Origin of the sequence: Streptomyces phytophilus (assembly GCF_013870535.1) — a bacterium.
Lineage (GTDB): Bacteria > Actinomycetota > Actinomycetes > Streptomycetales > Streptomycetaceae > Streptomyces > Streptomyces phytophilus.
In genome coordinates, this window is sequence record NZ_JACBXC010001763.1 from 1 (window position 1) to 383 (window position 383).

Genomic DNA, 383 nt, shown 5'->3' on the forward strand with positions numbered 1-383 from the left:
GGTTTCGGGGACCCTCGGCGAGGTCGTCTTCCATACGGTCTTGGGCTGGCTGGTGCTGGAGGTCTGCCGCCGGCACGGCATATCCGCGACGCGGCTGGGCCTGCTGCCGCAGCAGCGCGGTGTCACCGACCAGGCGCGTATCCGGGAAATGGTGCTGCTCATGACGGTGGCGGTGGTCTGCTTTCTCACCATGGACCTGATCGGCTGGTTGAAGGCGAACCTGGCGCCATACGGGTCGCTGCCGCTGCCCCGGCCCGACTCGCTCGACGCGGTGGCCGCCGCCTACGGCTCCTGGGAGGTAGTTCCGGCCGTCTTCGGCGCCGTGGTCCTGGAGGACGTCCTGCTCGTCGGCGCCGTGGCCGCACTGCTGCACATCGCCCGCC

General features: G+C 70.2%; 1 pseudogene. It reads left to right on the forward strand.

Annotated features, from left to right (window positions below):
- Positions 1-40 precede the first annotated feature (40 nt).
- A pseudogene (locus H5J30_RS35795) lies at positions 41-383 on the forward strand (hypothetical protein); the annotation flags it as partial.